Origin of the sequence: Undibacterium sp. Di26W, from assembly GCF_049340265.1 — a bacterium.
GTDB lineage: Bacteria > Pseudomonadota > Gammaproteobacteria > Burkholderiales > Burkholderiaceae_D > Undibacterium.
In genome coordinates this window covers 79193-94425 of sequence record NZ_JBMPOR010000021.1, presented here as the reverse complement: position 1 = coordinate 94425, position 15233 = coordinate 79193, and the positions used below count along the sequence as shown (strand labels likewise).

General features: G+C 53.4%; 16 protein-coding genes. 9 read left to right on the top strand and 7 right to left on the bottom strand.

Annotated elements, in window-relative coordinates:
• Nucleotides 1–3 precede the first annotated feature (3 nt).
• From ACO0LM_RS21415 to ACO0LM_RS21405, 3 genes are all read left to right on the top strand, one after another.
• Complete coding sequence (locus ACO0LM_RS21415) at nt 4–1002, top strand: ABC transporter ATP-binding protein (protein ID WP_423039738.1); 999 nt, start codon at nt 4–6, stop codon at nt 1000–1002.
• Nucleotides 995–2017: an ABC transporter ATP-binding protein gene (locus ACO0LM_RS21410; protein WP_423039736.1), complete on the top strand. Its 1023-nt coding sequence runs from the start codon at nt 995–997 to the stop codon at nt 2015–2017. The genes ACO0LM_RS21415 and ACO0LM_RS21410 overlap by 8 nt, the downstream gene beginning before the upstream one ends.
• A 508-nt stretch (nt 2018–2525) precedes the next feature.
• Entirely contained in the window at nt 2526–3053 is a 528-nt protein-coding gene (locus ACO0LM_RS21405) for a GNAT family N-acetyltransferase (protein WP_423039734.1), read from the top strand.
• Between the two features lie 314 nt (nt 3054–3367).
• Here the strand turns inward: ACO0LM_RS21405 and ACO0LM_RS21400 are convergent, their stop codons facing one another.
• A complete protein-coding gene (locus ACO0LM_RS21400; protein WP_423039790.1) occupies nt 3368–4213 on the bottom strand; it encodes a DUF817 domain-containing protein in 846 nt (281 codons plus the stop codon).
• Between the two features lie 282 nt (nt 4214–4495).
• Between ACO0LM_RS21400 and puuE the strand changes: the two genes are divergently transcribed.
• The 4 genes from puuE to ACO0LM_RS21380 all read left to right on the top strand — a co-directional run bounded on the left by puuE (nt 4496) and on the right by ACO0LM_RS21380 (nt 8326).
• Nucleotides 4496–5446: an allantoinase PuuE gene (puuE, locus tag ACO0LM_RS21395; RefSeq protein WP_423039732.1), complete on the top strand. Its 951-nt coding sequence runs from the start codon at nt 4496–4498 to the stop codon at nt 5444–5446.
• Between the two features lie 182 nt (nt 5447–5628).
• Nucleotides 5629–6714 carry a porin gene (locus tag ACO0LM_RS21390; RefSeq protein WP_423039730.1) on the top strand — a complete coding sequence of 362 codons (1086 nt, stop codon included), beginning with the start codon at nt 5629–5631 and terminating at the stop codon, nt 6712–6714.
• 120 nt (nt 6715–6834) lie between these two features.
• Nucleotides 6835–7731: an RNA polymerase sigma-70 factor gene (locus tag ACO0LM_RS21385; protein ID WP_423039788.1), complete on the top strand. Its 897-nt coding sequence runs from the start codon at nt 6835–6837 to the stop codon at nt 7729–7731.
• A 151-nt stretch (nt 7732–7882) separates the two neighbouring features.
• Nucleotides 7883–8326 carry a carboxymuconolactone decarboxylase family protein gene (locus tag ACO0LM_RS21380; protein WP_423039728.1) on the top strand — a complete coding sequence of 148 codons (444 nt, stop codon included), beginning with the start codon at nt 7883–7885 and terminating at the stop codon, nt 8324–8326.
• Between the two features lie 46 nt (nt 8327–8372).
• Here ACO0LM_RS21380 and ACO0LM_RS21375 read toward each other — a convergent pair whose 3' ends face one another.
• The 5 genes from ACO0LM_RS21375 to ACO0LM_RS21355 form a co-directional block, all read right to left on the bottom strand.
• A complete protein-coding gene (locus tag ACO0LM_RS21375) occupies nt 8373–8909 on the bottom strand; it encodes a DUF6985 domain-containing protein (RefSeq protein ID WP_423039726.1) in 537 nt (178 codons plus the stop codon).
• A 145-nt stretch (nt 8910–9054) separates the two neighbouring features.
• Entirely contained in the window at nt 9055–10254 is a 1200-nt protein-coding gene (locus ACO0LM_RS21370; RefSeq protein ID WP_423039724.1) for an HDOD domain-containing protein, read from the bottom strand.
• A 126-nt stretch (nt 10255–10380) separates the two neighbouring features.
• Nucleotides 10381–10962 carry a gamma carbonic anhydrase family protein gene (locus ACO0LM_RS21365; RefSeq protein ID WP_422983864.1) on the bottom strand — a complete coding sequence of 194 codons (582 nt, stop codon included), beginning with the start codon at nt 10960–10962 and terminating at the stop codon, nt 10381–10383.
• An 88-nt stretch (nt 10963–11050) separates the two neighbouring features.
• Nucleotides 11051–11482, bottom strand: a complete 432-nt coding sequence (locus ACO0LM_RS21360) for an MAPEG family protein (protein ID WP_423039722.1) — start codon at nt 11480–11482, stop codon at nt 11051–11053.
• Complete coding sequence (locus tag ACO0LM_RS21355; RefSeq protein WP_423039720.1) at nt 11479–11742, bottom strand: tautomerase family protein; 264 nt, start codon at nt 11740–11742, stop codon at nt 11479–11481. The genes ACO0LM_RS21360 and ACO0LM_RS21355 overlap by 4 nt, the downstream gene beginning before the upstream one ends.
• A gap of 141 nt (nt 11743–11883) precedes the next feature.
• On the opposite strand from ACO0LM_RS21355, the gene ACO0LM_RS21350 reads away from it, so the two are divergent.
• The gene (locus ACO0LM_RS21350; protein ID WP_423039718.1) at nt 11884–12888 is read left to right on the top strand and encodes a GlxA family transcriptional regulator; all 1005 of its coding nucleotides are present in this window, start codon (nt 11884–11886) and stop codon (nt 12886–12888) included.
• Nucleotides 12889–12923: 35 nt separating this feature from the next.
• Nucleotides 12924–14090, top strand: a complete 1167-nt coding sequence (locus tag ACO0LM_RS21345; protein WP_423039716.1) for an NAD(P)/FAD-dependent oxidoreductase — start codon at nt 12924–12926, stop codon at nt 14088–14090.
• A 1-nt stretch (nt 14091) separates the two neighbouring features.
• On the opposite strand, the gene ACO0LM_RS21340 is transcribed toward ACO0LM_RS21345, so the two are convergent.
• A complete protein-coding gene (locus tag ACO0LM_RS21340) occupies nt 14092–15123 on the bottom strand; it encodes an adenosine deaminase (RefSeq protein ID WP_423039714.1) in 1032 nt (343 codons plus the stop codon).
• Nucleotides 15124–15233 lie beyond the last annotated feature (110 nt).

Below are 15233 nucleotides of genomic sequence, written 5' to 3'. Positions count from 1 at the left end.
GACATGACGATGGCGACACTGGAAGTGCAAAATCTGCAGACTGAATTCAAAAGCCGGGACAGTACTGTCCTGGCAGTAAACGATGTGTCATTCAGCGTGCAGCCCGGGCAGATCATGGGTCTGGTCGGTGAATCCGGTTCTGGCAAATCCATGACCGCGTATTCCATCATGGGCCTGGTTGATGCACCTGGTAAGGTCAGGGGTGGCCAGGTCTTGTTCAAGGGCCAGGATTTGCGTGGCCTGTCGGCAGAAGCCATGCGGCAAATTCGCGGTAACCGTATCGCCATGATTTTCCAGGACCCGATGATGACCCTGAACCCGGTCTTGCGTATCGATACCCAAATGATGGAAACCATCTCTGCCCATCAGCAGGTCAGCCGCGAAAGCGCCCGCGAGATGGCGCGTGCGGCCTTGGTGAAAGTCGGCATTGCTTCGCCGGATGAAAGACTGCTGGCTTATCCGCATCAGTTTTCCGGCGGCATGCGGCAAAGGGTGGCGATTGCGATTGCTCTGCTGAACCAGCCTGAACTGATTATTTGCGATGAACCTACCACCGCACTCGATGTCACCATACAGGGGCAGATATTGTATGAAATGCAGAAGCTGTGCAGAGAATCCGGGACCGCCCTGATCTGGATTACCCATGACTTATCGGTGGTGGCCGGGCTGGCGGATACCGTCAGCGTCATGTATGCCGGCAAGATCGTCGAAAGCGGCACGGTTAGCCAGGTGCTGGAGCAAGCCTTGCATCCCTATACCCACGGCCTGATTGCCTCATCACCGTCGCGTAATCAGCATGGCCAGACCCTGCACCAGATACCCGGGGCCACGCCTTCCTTGCTGAATCTGCCGTCCGGCTGTGCTTTTCGCAATCGTTGCGAACGTGCCAGTACCGCTTGTGAGCAGGTGCCGCCTTTGCAGCAGACGGATGGGCACAGCGTGCTGTGCTTCCATCCTATGCACAGCACGGACAGTCTGAGAGCAGGAGCCGCGCATGTCTGAAATGATTAAAACCATGCCAGTGGACGACACCCCCTTGCTGGAACTACGCGGCGTCAGCAAGCGTTTTGCCAAACCTGTAGCTCTGACAGCCAGGCTGACGCAATGGCTGGGGGCTGCGGCAGTACCCGATATCGTGCACGCCGTGGACAATATTGATTTGTCCCTGCGTGTTGGTGAAGTGCTGGGCCTGGTCGGTGAATCCGGTTGCGGCAAATCGACACTTGGGCGTATGGCCGTCGGTTTGCACGGCTTGTCTGATGGCACGCGCTGGTGGCGTGGAAATGACCTGGCATTGGCGGACAAGTCAGCCCAGCAAAAAATGAAGCTGGCCATGCAGATGATATTTCAAGACCCATATGCTTCGTTGAATCCGCGCATGCGCGTGCTGGACATCATCGGCGAGGCACCGGTAGTGCATGGTCTGATCAAGGCCAATGAACAGGCCGAGTATGTAGAACAAATCCTGCAAAAAGTGGGGCTGGACCCGGCTGTACTGCGGCGTTTCCCGCATCAGTTTTCTGGTGGTCAGCGTGCCCGTGTCGGCATTGCCCGGGCCTTGGCCGTGAAGCCGGAATTGCTGGTCTGCGACGAGGCCGTGGCCGCATTGGACGTATCGATACAGGCGCAAGTACTGAATCTGTTCATACGCCTGCGCGATGAGCTTGAGCTGACCTATCTGTTCATCAGCCATGACCTGGGTGTCGTCAGGCATGTGTCTGACCGGGTCGCCATCATGTACCTCGGGCGCATCGTGGAATCGGCAGCGACCGCCGAAATTTTCGGGCATGCCAATCATCCCTATACCCAGGCTTTACTGGCTTCCGCCCCGAAACTGGAAGTGCGCAAGATAGACTTTGTCGCCATCAAGGGCGAAATCCCTTCGCCCTTGCATCCTCCTGCCGGCTGCCATTTCCATCCCCGTTGCCCGCATGCCATGCCCCGGTGCGCTGTGGAAAAACCTGAGCTGAAACAGATCGCAGCACTGCATTTTTCTGCCTGCCATTTGAATACCTGAGCTGTCTTGTCTGGCTTGTAAGTACAACTGTCTGATATTTGCATCAGTGATGATGGGTATACAAAAAATAAAGCAGATTTATTTGCTGCACTGCGATAGAGTAGTACCTGTCTCCTCCAACACCTCCTAAGGTTTGGATTTAACCCGCAACCGCAAGGTCGCGGGTTTTTTTTGTCCTTTTACATTTGAAGAGCAAATTTAACAATACTGCCAGGGGATGGCATTTTTATACGAACACAATAAAAATCCCTGCCTCGTAGCTGCTACTCTTCAATATGTGATTTATGAATGATCGATATGCGAAAATTGATGTTGGTGAATTTGTTGCGCTGCGATATAGTTACACCTGTCTCCTCCAACACCTCCTAAGGTTTGGATTTAAGCCCGCAATCACTTGCGGGTTTTTTTTTGCCTTTTTCTCTGCTTTTTTCGTCTTTTCAGAGGCTGCGCTATCATCTGGCCAGCGGCGATATCTGTCTGCGCCAGCAAAGCACCGCACCACCACAGCATGCGCGTGAAAAAGCGCATCATTGCTAATCAATCTGGAATCCGTATGCGAAGACTGGCTGAACCACAAGACCTGGCTGCTGTTCATGCCATCTATATGCATGCAGATGTCATCCCTTACCTGGGTTATGACCCCATGCCCATGGAAGAATTTGCGGCCATGTTTGCTGGTCTGCTAGCCTGCGGCAGTTTTTATGTTTATACGGTGGATGGCGTAATCGCAGGTTTTTATAAAGTCAGCCGCTTTGCAGGACGTGCAGCGCATGTTGCGCAATTGGGTACGCTAGCCGTTGCGCCGTCATTCCAGGGACAGGGCGTCGCCCAGGCTATGCTGGCAGAGGCCATGTCAGCTATGAAAAATGAAGGCGTGCGCCGTCTGGAACTGATCGTCGAATCCGACAATCTGCGCGGGCTGGCTTTTTATCAAGGTCTGGGGTTTGAGACCGAAGGCAGACTTCGTCAATTCTACAAACGTAGTGATGACGCTGACTATATCGATGATTTCATTATGGCAAAATTCCTGTATTAAGCTTTTATTTGATGCAGCGCAAAGCGGATTTACAGGAAAACAGGGGTGGCCACACAGAATTTACTGTCTGTTACAAACTAACTGGTATTACTACTGAGCTGTGCTTCCAAAGGGATAATTTATTAGTGGTATGTATGTAGATAGAGATATTCGTTTTGTGTATACCTGATATATTAAGAATAAAGCATACAAATATGTTGCGGCGCATTAAAGTAGACCTGTCTCCTCCAACACCTCCTAAGGTTTGGATTTAAGCCCGCAAACTTTGCGGGCTATTTTTTTGCCTGTACCATTTGCATTATTTATTTAGTAATTTATTCGGCAATGTGTATATGCCGCTTGATATGCTTGAGATGGGCAACGATGGTAAAAGTCATGATCACCAGCAAAGACCATGAACTCCATTTCCCCAGGTGGACGGTAGACCAGGCACCCAATTGATTCGGGTAACGCCAGATACCGAAGAAAGTCCCCATGTTTTCCGCCAGCCAGATAAAGAAGCCTATCAGTACGAAAGACAGCAGCAGCGGCATGCTGCGGTCACGGTCCAGCGGGCGAAATACCACCGATGAACGTGCGTATAGCCCCAGCGCACAAGCTGCCAGATACCAGCGATAGTCTCCGATGTAGTGATGCGTGAAGAAGTTCAGATAGATCAGTACGCCTATCAGGGCCGCCATCCAGTAAGGTGGGTGGTGACGTATGCGCAAGTCAAACAAACGCCAGGCCTGGATGATGTAGCTGCCTACGCTGGCATACATGAAACCACTGAACAGCGGCACGCCCCATAGTTTGGTGTAGCCAAATTCCGGGTAGGCCCAGCTTTGTATCTGGCCCGACACCTTGAACACTTCCAGCGCAAAACCCACCAGGTGAAACAACGTCACAGCCTTGAGCTCATCCACGGTTTCCAGCTTACTCCAGACCATGCCTGCCTGTATCAGGATGGCAATCAGGAACAGCACATCGTAGCGCGGCACACCGAACAGACCAGCCTTGGGTACGATCAGTATGGAAGCGAAAAACAAGCCGACAAACAGACAGGAACGGACTTCCTTGATGCCGAAATACCAGAATTCCAGCAAAAACCGGGGAAACCCCTGAAGATTTTCTGGTCGTGGAGCTTGAATCAGGAATTGGTCTATGGATTGCAGGCGCATAGCCGGTATTTTAACAAGTGTCACAGGGTGTTGTGGCTTTAATGATAAAAGCGGCGTTCGCTGCTAAGAAATTGCGAATAGAACTTATACTAAAACAAGTATAAACATTGCCATAAAATTGCTGACAATCGTGTTTCGTAAATGCAAAAGACCAGGGCGTGTTGTTACAAGCTGTCGTAGCAGCTTAGTAGGATGGCACGTCACTTGCATTCGGTAGCGAAGCAAACCAGAACAAATACGGGTCAGGCAAGGCCGGCCCGGCATTTCCCGGAGAACACCAGCATGTCCACACCCAATGATTATCCACGTGACCTGATAGGCTATGGCCGTCATCTGCCCCATGCGCAATGGCCGCAACAGGCCAGGATAGCCGTGCAGTTTGTACTGAATTATGAAGAAGGTGGCGAGAACTGTGTTTTGCACGGTGATCGTGCATCCGAACAGTTTTTGTCCGAAATCGTTGGTGCAGCCGCGTATGAAGCGCGCCATATGTCGATGGAATCCATTTACGAATATGGCTCGCGGGCAGGGGTCTGGCGCATCTTGCGCGAATTTGAAAAGCGCCAGTTGCCCCTGACTGTCTTTGGTGTGGCGATGGCCTTGCAGCGTCATCCGGAATTGACCACTGCCTTTGGCGAACTCGGTCACGAAATCGCCTGTCACGGGCTGCGCTGGATACATTACCAGGGTATGGATGAAGCGACCGAGCGTGAACATATGCAGCAGGCAGTACAGATACTGCGTGAACTGACTGGCAAAGCCCCACTGGGTTGGTATACCGGGCGCGATTCGCCGAATACCCGCCGCCTGGTGGTCGAGCATGGTGGCTTTGCCTATGACGCCGATTACTATGGTGATGACCTGCCATTCTGGACCGAGGTGGCCACCGGCAGCGGGCAAAGCAAGCCGCATCTGGTGGTGCCGTATACGCTGGACAGCAATGACATGCGTTTTGCAACCCCGCAAGGCTTTAATACCGGCGACCATTTCTATGATTACCTGAAAGACAGTTTCGACGTGCTGTATGCCGAAGGTGATCCCGATGGCGACAATGCACCAAAGATGCTGTCGATAGGCATGCATTGCCGCTTATTGGGGCGGCCCGGGCGTTTTCGCGCCTTGCAACGTTTCCTGGATTACTTGCAGGCGCATGACAAGGTCTGGATCTGCCGCCGTATCGACATTGCCCAGCACTGGATGCAGGTGCACCCGTTTCAAACCGCAAGACCCTGAGCAATGAAAAGAGTGGGAACAAAGTTGGATCTGCAATCATGCTTCGATATGGATGGGACTATTTGACAGGACTTACGCAAAACCGCCCCGGCTGTGTTGCAGCCTTGCCGGGACAATTTTGCGTAAGTCCCATTTGATTAACTTGATTAACCTGATGAAGAGGAAGAAAGATGAAAATGCAAATGAAACACTTGGCGTTGGCTGTTGCATCTTGTCTGTTGGCCGGTAGCGCGCTGGCACAATCCAGTGTCACGGTGCAGGGCTTGGTCGATTTGTCCGTGGGCTCAGTCAAAATGAGTGGCGACAAAGCCAGCACGGCTGCCATCACACCTGGCGGCATGACGACATCATGGCTGGGCTTCAAGGGGGTAGAAGACCTGGGCGGCGGCTTGAAAGCGGAATTTGCGCTGACTTCCTTCCTGCGTGCGGATACCGGCGAGTCTGGCCGCTTTAGTGGCGACACCCTGTTTTCGCGTGATGCAAACATTGCTTTGTCCGGCAGCTTTGGCCGTGTTTCGCTAGGTCGTGATCTGGCCCCCAGCTTTTTACCGGTAGTGATTTTCAATCCCTATGGTGATTCCTTTGATGTGTCACCGCTGGTCTTGCACTGGTATGTACCTTCCGGTGGTTTTGCTGCGCGTAGCTGGGCTAATTCAGCCGCAGGTGATTCTGGCTGGAGCAATGAGGTGATTTACAGCACGCCCAATTTCGACGGCTTCAGTTCGAATATGCATTACCAGTTTGGCGAAAAAGCCGGTGATACCAGTATCCGCAATATCGGTTTGAATGCCCTGTACTTCAATGGCCCGTTTGCTTTGGGTGCCTTCTATCAAAAAGTGCAGGTATCCAATCCTACTGGCGGGTCTGCGATTGTCGATGCGACGGCTACCCCGGTGAACTTTGCTTCCATCAATAATCAGACTGCCTATTTTGTGGGTGGCAGTTACGACCTGACAGCGGCCAAGCTGTATGCAACTTATATATCCAGCAAGAATGACACTGCAGCCGGCAAACAAATGGATGACAAGATTTACACCCTGGGTGCCAAGATTCCGGCAGGCGGCGGTGATATCTTGCTGGCCTATGCCAACACCAGACGCAATGGCTCGCTGACCGCCAATACCGAGCTCAAGCGCGATACCCTGTCGGCCGGGTATGACTATAACTTGTCCAAGCGTACCGATATCTATGGCGTGCTGATGAGTGACAAGATCAGCACGGCGGATCGTGCCACCAGCGTGATTGCTGGCATACGTCATAGATTCTGATCGCCTTCAGTACGAAAGAAAAAACCGTCATCTGAAAAAATGGCGGTTTTTTTATTTGGCTGTCACAAATGGCTAGGCTGTTTCGTCTTATCATCATGATTACTCCGGGACGCAACCATGATGAACCGCCTGCAAAGCTTTACTGACCATAGACCACGCCTGTTCGGCATTGCCTACCGCATGCTGGCTTCGCGCGCCGAGGCGGAAGACCTGGTGCAAAACACCTACCTGCGCTGGCATGCACTCAGTGAGGATGAAGTGCTGCAAATCCGTGAACCCCAGGCCTGGCTGGTGACCGTCATCAGCCGTCTTTGCGTGGATAGACTGCGGGTGCTCAAGCGCGAGCGTGAAAACTATACCGGCCCCTGGTTGCCAGAACCCCTGATCGAAGTCGATAACCAGACCCCGGAACTGATGGCCGAATTCAGCAGCGATGTGTCGCTGGCTTTCTTGACCATGCTGGAGCGTTTGTCGGCAGAAGAACGGGCGGCATTTCTTTTGCACCAGGTCTTTGATGTTGATTATCCTGAGGTTGCCGGCATGCTCAACAAGACGGCAGCAGCCTGCCGCCAACTGGTGCATAGGGCAAAAGAGCGGGTACAGCAGGATAAGCCCCGCTTTCAGGTCAGCCGTGACCATCACCGCCAATTGCTGCAGCGGTTTTCCGTGGCCGCGCAAAGTGGTGATTTAAAGGCCCTGAATGCCTTGTTTGCCGATGATGCGCAATTGATAGGTGATGGCGGTGGCAAGGTGGCTTCGGTTAACCGTATCCTGCACGGGGCAAGTCGCATATCCCGTCTGTACCATGTGATTGCCCGAAACTTTGCACTACGCATGCAGTTTGTCGAAGTTAACATCAATGGCGAACCCGGCTTGCTGCGTTTTATTGATGGCAAACTTGATGGCACCGTCTCCATCGTCAGCGACGGTGAAAAAATTCTTGATATTTACACCGTGCGCAATCCGGATAAATTGCAGGCTTATCAGGGTATGCGCATACCGGCGAAAAATAATTAGGAAATTATTCAATCAGACTGTCACAAAATGATTTCTTCCAGCGTCTTATAGATGAAGAAAGCAATAAGGTCTTGAAGTATTAAATGAGGTATTAATTTAATGCTTGAAGACTCTGGCTTCTCTCATTTCTTAACTTCAACTGGACATTATCATGACAATCAATCTCAATTTTTCTGGCCTGGCACCGGCGGCCACGCAAGCCATGGCGGGTGTCAATGCTGCCCTCGACAGCAGCAGTCTTGGCAAGTCCCTCATCGACCTGGTTTTTTTACGGGTTTCACAAATCAATGGCTGCGCGTTTTGTGTCGACAAACATGCGCATGACCTGCTTGAGCATGGCGACAACTTTCAACGCCTGAACAGCCTGGTATGCTGGCGCGAAGCACCTTGCTTCAGTGAGCGTGAAAGGGCCGCATTGGCCTGGAGCGAAGCGCTCACCGGCATCGCCAGCAAGCATGTTGACGCAGATCTTCAGCAAGAACTGCCGAAACATTTCACAGAAAAGGAACAGGTTGACCTGGCCTTCGCTGTGGGTGTCATGAATGCATGGAACCGGGTGGCGATTGCTTCTGGAAAAAATTTTTCCATGCGTTGATACACCCTGGTCTTGGTGAGTGGTTTTGGTGACTGGTCTTGGTGAATTAGCCGCGGCTTTGATAAATGACTTTATCAAGGCCGGGTTCGCCATAGGCATCTGCATTGCTCATGAAGTCATCGAAAGGACCGACCTTGCTGATCGCCAGGCCCTGGCGAAAGACGATTTGCAAGCCGTGTTCAACTTCCCAGTCGCAATCGCATTCGATAGAAATATAGACGGTCTTGTCGCCATTCGGGCGTTGGCATACCAGCGCTTCATCACCGAACTGTATGTGTTGCCAGACATCGGCTGCGGTGGCGATGTGCACCACCTCCAGCTTTTCGGATTTGCGGTAAGCGGCCGTGTCCTGGTAATAGGCAAAGATGTCTGCTTCTGCCTTGCTCAGGACGGCTGGATCCAGCGCAATGAAGTGTGTGATGGCACTTTGATAGGCGGTTTTGGTCGCCTCGTCGGCATCGTCATAGCCTTCCAGCAAGAAGGTACAGGCTTGCTGATTCAGTGCCGGGACCACGACAGTCTGGCTGATATGCCAGCCATTTTCTTGATCTTTTTCCAGTGTTCCGAGGCCGGGAATATGCATGGTCTGTCTTCCAGTTTGCTGATGCCACTTGTTGATGGGTCGCCGGTTGCGGCCTGAAGCGCGCATGTTCCGGGAGGGGCCTGTATTGTCCCATACAATTGTCCCATACAAGTCTGGCAGCAGGAGCGCTGGCCAGGGGCTGACGCTAACTTTCCTTCAATTCAGCTGCTTGCTGCTGTACGCCAGTGGTGTCATACAACTGGATTTCATTCAACAGATCAAAGCAGCTGACTTCATCCGGGTTCAGGCCTACCCTGAGTTTTTTGTCACTACTGCCCAATTGCGCATGGTTGACCAGCAGGCGCATCTTGCTGATCAGGTCGGCGGTATGCAGCAAATGTCCGAGTGGACTCCATTCTATGGGCTTGCGCCCGCCTGCCTGCTGTTGCAAGGCGAGGATGACATGCTCCGGGAATTCCCAGCGCTGGGCGATGCGATAAGACAGGGTGGCAGCCACGGACGAGAAGATGGGCTGGAAACTGGCTGAATACTTGAACTTACCCTGTTCGCAAGTCTGGTCCAGCAGGCGGAAGGCGATGATCAGGCCGACGTTTTTCATCAACCCCGTCAAGAACGCATGGAAAGGATCGATATTGCGGGCCAGTGTGTGGCAGGCGACGGCACATTTTTCTGACTGGTTCCAGATATGGGGTGCAGCACGGCGGGTAAATTGTCCGGCGTTCAGGTTGATGATAGGGCGGAAGGCAACTTTGGCAATCACCAGCCGCAAGCCTTCTTCACCCAGGATCATCACGGCTTTTCCCAGGCTGTTGATACGGTCGGCCGGATTGTACAGGGCGCTGTTGACCGTATTGATGACTTCACCGACCAGCACTACGTCCTTGACGATCTGACGTGACAATTCACCGGCAGAGATGGTCTTGTTGCGCAGGCTGTTCAGCAATTGCGGGACGACGCTGGGCACACGTGGCACGATGACGGCATCGTTAAGATCAGATGCCAGCAATTTATACAGGGCCTGCAGGATGGTCTGTTCAGTATCCACGTTGCCGCCTTCACCCGGATAGCCCATGATCCAGTCAAAATAAAGACTGTCGATAGGCAACGCCGGTTTCCAGGCAATGAGTTTTTCTGCATTGACGGCGCTGGCGATTACCGGTGACGCTGGCGTGTTACTGGTATCGGTTCCGGCACTAACTGGTGCTGCCACAGGTATCGTTGCTGGCGTGGTCGCCTTGACCAGCGCCGCTGCGGCGCTCATTGCCGGTTCTGAAGCGGTGGCAGGCAGACTGGCAGGGCGGGCGCTTGCCGGTAGCTGATCACCACCGCCACCACCGCCACCACCAAATAGACGGCTAAAGAATTTGCTCAGGGTATTCGACACGGTGTCCCTTTCACTTCAACTAATCGACCGCGCAGGCCAGAGCTTTCAGTGTGTATATTTGCCTGATGCGTGTCAATCCCAAGCCAGCCTTGCAAGCGGTTTCAGGCCGGCTTTTAACTTAAGTTGTCATTCTTCAACATTGAGTTGGGCGTTCAGCCTGGCAATTTCTGCCATGATTTCTACCGGGAATTCTTCCCGCGCCCATTCGCGGTATGCCCCGGCTGCGTAGGCCAGCCCATTTTTATAGTACATATAGGCATTCAGGCGATTACGCACATAATTGTTTTGGGTGCGTACGACTTTGCCTGGCGTACCCATGACGATGGAATTGTCGGGAATCACCGTGCCTTCCTTCAGGAAACTGTGGCCGGCAATAATGCAGTTTTTCCCGATCACGCAGCCATCCATGATGGTGGAATTGATGCCTATCAGGCAGTTGTCCCCTATGGTGCAGCCATGGATGGTGCAATGATGGGTGATCGAGCAATGGCTGCCTATGATGGTCGGGGTCTGGTCACCGATATGCAGCATGACAAAATCCTGGATATTGGTGTAGGGGCCGATGATGATTTCCTTGTGCTCGGCCCTGGCGACCACATTGATCCAGATAGAGGCATGTTGCCCCACGCTGATCTTGCCATACAGGTGTGCCGTGTCATGCACATACACGGGTTGATCGAGTGTGACATCGGGACCAATGAAAGCCATATTTACCTTTGAGTATGTCTCTGAATATGCCTACGAATATGTCTTTGAGTATGCATCTGAACATGCAGCAAAATAACAGCATACTGCTTTATGGATGGATATGGTGAAAGTTGCCCACTGCGATCATCCAGCATACCAGCATGCCCGCCAAATACAGCATGGCACGCCAGGGTTGCAAACCACGCAGGTAGACGATGGTATGCAGGTAGCGTATCAGTACGTAGCTACCAAACAGCCAGTTGGCGCTGTGTGCGTCGCCACCCAGCAAGACATGGCTGAGTGCCAGCGCCAGAAACAGCGGCAGGTTTTCGACATCATTGCGCCAGACACGGGCGCAGCGCTGCACCAGTTCAGCTTCGGCATCCGCCGGTCGCAGGCTAAACATGCCGGCGTCTTCCGGCAACAGGTAGCGGCGGCTGCGTATGCGGCTGATGATCTGTATGGCACTTAACAGGCTGGCTTTCAAAAACAGGGCCAGCATGGCCAGCACAAAGCTGGACAGGGCAGGGAAGGCCATCATTTGGCCACCTCCGCTTGCGTTGTAGCCCGTGCATCCCTGACAGCGAGGAATTGTTCGATGTGCCGGGTGGACGGGCGCAAGCCACTCATGGACCAGTTTTCTGCCTCAGTCTCCTGGATATTGATCCAGATGGATTTCCTGAATTCAGGGTCACCCGCCCCCTCGATGTCCACCATGACATCGGCAATTCTTTCCAGTAATAACTGTTTTTGACCGGGGGTTAACATTCCTTTGATGGTATGTATTTGCACGTAGGGCATGGCGGATTCCTGTAGAGATGGTTGTGGCTGCGGCTGAAGCTGAATCACAGTCCACAGCGGTTGGTAAGAACCTGGATTGTGGCGGCCATTGAAAAGTTGTACCATTGGCTGAATCGACAAAAAAAGGTGTGAATTGGCCATATGGCGATCGCAGACCCTGTTATTCGTATCGGCGTGCTGGTGTATCCCGGCTGTTTGCGCAGCGGTGCCGTGATGCCGCTGGATGTATTCTCGATTGTCAATACTCTGGCCGGCATACGCCCGGCTGGTGCCAGGCCAGTACAGTTCGAGGCCTTCTGGGTCAGCGCCCGCGGCGACATCTTGCAGGAAGTCGGCGGCCTGCATTTCCAGGCGCGTGACATCACAACGCAGAAGCTGGATGCGCTGATGGTGCCTGGCATTGACCACCGGGATAGTAGCCAGCTCGATGCCTTGATGGCCGCACTGGGGCCGGAACAGGCTTTACTGCATGATTACCTGCAAGGTGACAGCCTGCTGATTTCCAGTTGTTCCAGCACCAGCCTGCTAGCCAGGACCGGCAAGCTCGATGGCCGGCGTGCTACCACCAGTTGGTGGCTGAGTGCCTATTTCCGCAAGCATTTCCCAAAGGTTTTGCTGGAGGCAGAAGAACTCATCGTTCAGGATGGCAAGCTGGTTTCTTCGGGCGGGGTGACTTCGTATATCGATTTGTCGTTGTGGCTGGTGGCCCATTTCGGTGGTGAAGAATTACGTCAGTTGACGGCCAAGATTCTGGTAGTCGATGCCAACCGGAATAGCCAGGCACCGTATATTGCCAAGGCCATGATGCAGGACCAGGGCCATGCAGTGATAGAGCGCGCACGTCGCTGGCTGAACCAGCGCCTGGACCAGCGCTGGAGCATGGCAGAACTGGCCAGCTATTGCCATGTCAGCCAGCGCACCTTGCTCAGACGCTTCCAGGATGCCACCAATCTCAGCCCCATCCACTATGTGCAGCAATTACGGGTTGAACGTGGCAAGGCGCTGCTGGAAACCACGCGCCTGTCGCTGGAAGATATCACTGCACGTTGCGGGTATGAAGATGTCTCCAGTTTCAGTAAAATCTTCAAGCAGTGGGCGCAGGTGACACCGAAGGATTACCGGCGCAGATTTGGCCTGCGTTTTTAAACATCCGGGATGGGACAATCGCAATGGATAGCGCAATGGATAACAGACACATAGTCATCGTGGGCGGTGGCGTCATTGGCAGTGCGATTGCCTATTTTCTGGCAGCGCATGCGCGCTTTCAGGGTCGGGTGAGCGTGCTGGAACGCGACCCCACTTATACCCATGCGTCTTCAGCCCTGTCGGCCAGTTCCATACGCCAGCAATTCAGTACCCCGCTGAATATACAGATGTCGCAGTTCGGCATCGCCTTCTTGCGTGAACTGCATCAGCATCTGGCGGTGGATGGCGAGGTACCGCAACTGGGTTTGACCGAACACGGTTACCTGTACCTGGCAACGGCGGCCGGTGCCGTCACCCTGCGGGAAAATCATCAGGTGCAAAAGGCGCAGCAGGTGGATGTTGCCTTGCTTGGGCAAGATGCATTGCAACGCCGATTTCCATGGTTGAATGTAGATGATCTGGCGCTCGGATCCTTAGGTTTGAGTGGTGAAGGCTGGTTCGACGGCTATGCCTTGCTGATGGCGTTTCGGCGCAAGGCGCGCAGCCTGGGTGTCAATTATGTGCAGGCGGATGCACAAGGGATTGAACACAGTCAGGGCAAAGTGCAGGGCGTGCGTTTGCGCGATGGTCGCGTCATCTCTTGTGATGTGGCAGTGAATGCGGCTGGCGCCTGGGCGCGCCCCTTGCTGGCCGATACAGGTTTCGATTTGCCGGTGGTTGCTCGCAGGCGCACGGTATTTGTGGTGTCCAGCCCGGCACAGACACCCGCCTGCCCGCTCATCATTGATCCATCCGGTTTGTGGTTACGTCCCGAAGGTCAGTACTGGATATGCGGCTTGCCGCCGGCAGATGATCCCGACGATGCGCCGCTGGAAGCGGATTACGAACAGTTCGATACAGTCTGGCAAATCATGGCAAGCCGTGTTCCTGCTTTTGAAGCCCTGCGCATGCAAAGAGCCTGGGCTGGTTACTATGAATACAATGTGTTTGACCAGAATGCAGTCATCGGCGCGCATCCGCAGTTATCGAATTTGATACTGGCAAATGGCTTCAGTGGCCATGGCATGCAACACGCACCCGCAGTCGGGCGCGGTATTGCAGAACTGTTGACGGATGGTGCATATAGCAGTCTGGATTTGTCAGCTTTGTCAGCGCAACGTTTACTGGATGGCAGGCCGCTGCTGGAAAAGAATGTGATTTGAATTAATGCGTGCTAGCAGCATACGCATCGAGCTCATCCAGCCATACCTGTTTTTGTTCAGGCGTGACAAACGAGGCTTCAAACGCATTGCGCGCCAGTTGCAGCAATTCTTCCTGGCTGAGTTGCAGGGCATCGGCGGTGGCAATGTAATTCGCATTCATGTAGCCGCCGAAATAAGCGGGGTCGTCTGAATTGATGGTCACGCACAAGCCAGCCCGCAACATGCGCGCCAGATTGTGATCACGCATATCCTTGACCACGCACAGTTTCAGATTCGATAGCGGGCAGACGGTCAGTGGCATGCGGCTTTGCTGCAGTTTCGCCATCAGGGCCGGGTCTTCTTCGGCACGTACACCATGGTCTATGCGTTCGACCTGCAACACATCCAGGGCACTATGGATATAAGCCGGTGGACCTTCTTCACCCGCATGCGCGACCAGGCGAAAACCCATGGCCTGGGCAATGGCAAACACATGGGCAAATTTTTCTGGTGGATTGCCGACTTCGGCAGAATCCAGTCCCACGCCTGCCCACAGGTCGGCATATTGGTCACGCAAGGGCAGTGCTGCTTCCAGTGTGGTGATGGCATCTTCTTCACTCAGATGACGCAGGAAGCACAATATCATTGCACCAGAAAAACCATGGCTGCTTCGTGCTTCACGCAAGGCGCGGGCGATGCCGGCAAACACGGTGGCGATGGGGATGCCGCGTGCCGTATGGGTTTGCGGGTCAAAAAACAATTCCACATGGCGTACATTGTCGGCCAGCGCACGCTGGATATAGGCGTGGGTCAGGTCAAAGAAATCCTGTTCGGTCTGCAATACGGCTGCACCGGCATAATACAGGTTCAGGAAAGACTGCAAGTCTTCAAAGTCGTAGGCAGCGCGTACTTCATCCACCGTCGCATACGGCAGTTGCACGCCATTCTTTTGTGCCAGGGCGAACATCAGTTCCGGTTCCAGTGAACCTTCTATATGCAGATGCAATTCGGCTTTCGGCAGGCCGCGGATAAAGTCATGGTGCGTAGTACTCATAAGTCAGACCTGGATCAAGAATAAAAATAGTGGGACGCCAAGCGCTCAGTGTAATGCAAACGCCGTTTCGTATCAGCGGAGGATGCATCAATCATGCCAACCACGTATTG

Bases quoted from the DNA above. Each gene is read 5' to 3' on its own strand.
- ACO0LM_RS21360 (WP_423039722.1), bottom strand. From the start codon at position 11,482: ATGATGGCCTTCCCTGCCCTGTCCAGCTTTGTGCTGGCCATGCTGGCC.
- ACO0LM_RS21385 (WP_423039788.1), top strand. From the start codon at position 6,835: ATGAACCGCCTGCAAAGCTTTACTGACCATAGACCACGCCTGTTCGGC.
- ACO0LM_RS21375 (WP_423039726.1), bottom strand. From the start codon at position 8,909: ATGCATATTCCCGGCCTCGGAACACTGGAAAAAGATCAAGAAAATGGC.
- ACO0LM_RS21390 (WP_423039730.1), top strand. From the start codon at position 5,629: ATGAAACACTTGGCGTTGGCTGTTGCATCTTGTCTGTTGGCCGGTAGC.
- ACO0LM_RS21340 (WP_423039714.1), bottom strand. From the start codon at position 15,123: ATGAGTACTACGCACCATGACTTTATCCGCGGCCTGCCGAAAGCCGAA.
- ACO0LM_RS21410 (WP_423039736.1), top strand. From the start codon at position 995: ATGTCTGAAATGATTAAAACCATGCCAGTGGACGACACCCCCTTGCTG.
- ACO0LM_RS21400 (WP_423039790.1), bottom strand. From the start codon at position 4,213: ATGCGCCTGCAATCCATAGACCAATTCCTGATTCAAGCTCCACGACCA.
- puuE (WP_423039732.1), top strand. From the start codon at position 4,496: ATGTCCACACCCAATGATTATCCACGTGACCTGATAGGCTATGGCCGT.
- ACO0LM_RS21380 (WP_423039728.1), top strand. From the start codon at position 7,883: ATGACAATCAATCTCAATTTTTCTGGCCTGGCACCGGCGGCCACGCAA.
- ACO0LM_RS21405 (WP_423039734.1), top strand. From the start codon at position 2,526: ATGCGCGTGAAAAAGCGCATCATTGCTAATCAATCTGGAATCCGTATG.
- ACO0LM_RS21415 (WP_423039738.1), top strand. From the start codon at position 4: ATGACGATGGCGACACTGGAAGTGCAAAATCTGCAGACTGAATTCAAA.
- ACO0LM_RS21355 (WP_423039720.1), bottom strand. From the start codon at position 11,742: ATGCCCTACGTGCAAATACATACCATCAAAGGAATGTTAACCCCCGGT.
- ACO0LM_RS21345 (WP_423039716.1), top strand. From the start codon at position 12,924: ATGGATAACAGACACATAGTCATCGTGGGCGGTGGCGTCATTGGCAGT.
- ACO0LM_RS21365 (WP_422983864.1), bottom strand. From the start codon at position 10,962: ATGGCTTTCATTGGTCCCGATGTCACACTCGATCAACCCGTGTATGTG.
- ACO0LM_RS21350 (WP_423039718.1), top strand. From the start codon at position 11,884: ATGGCGATCGCAGACCCTGTTATTCGTATCGGCGTGCTGGTGTATCCC.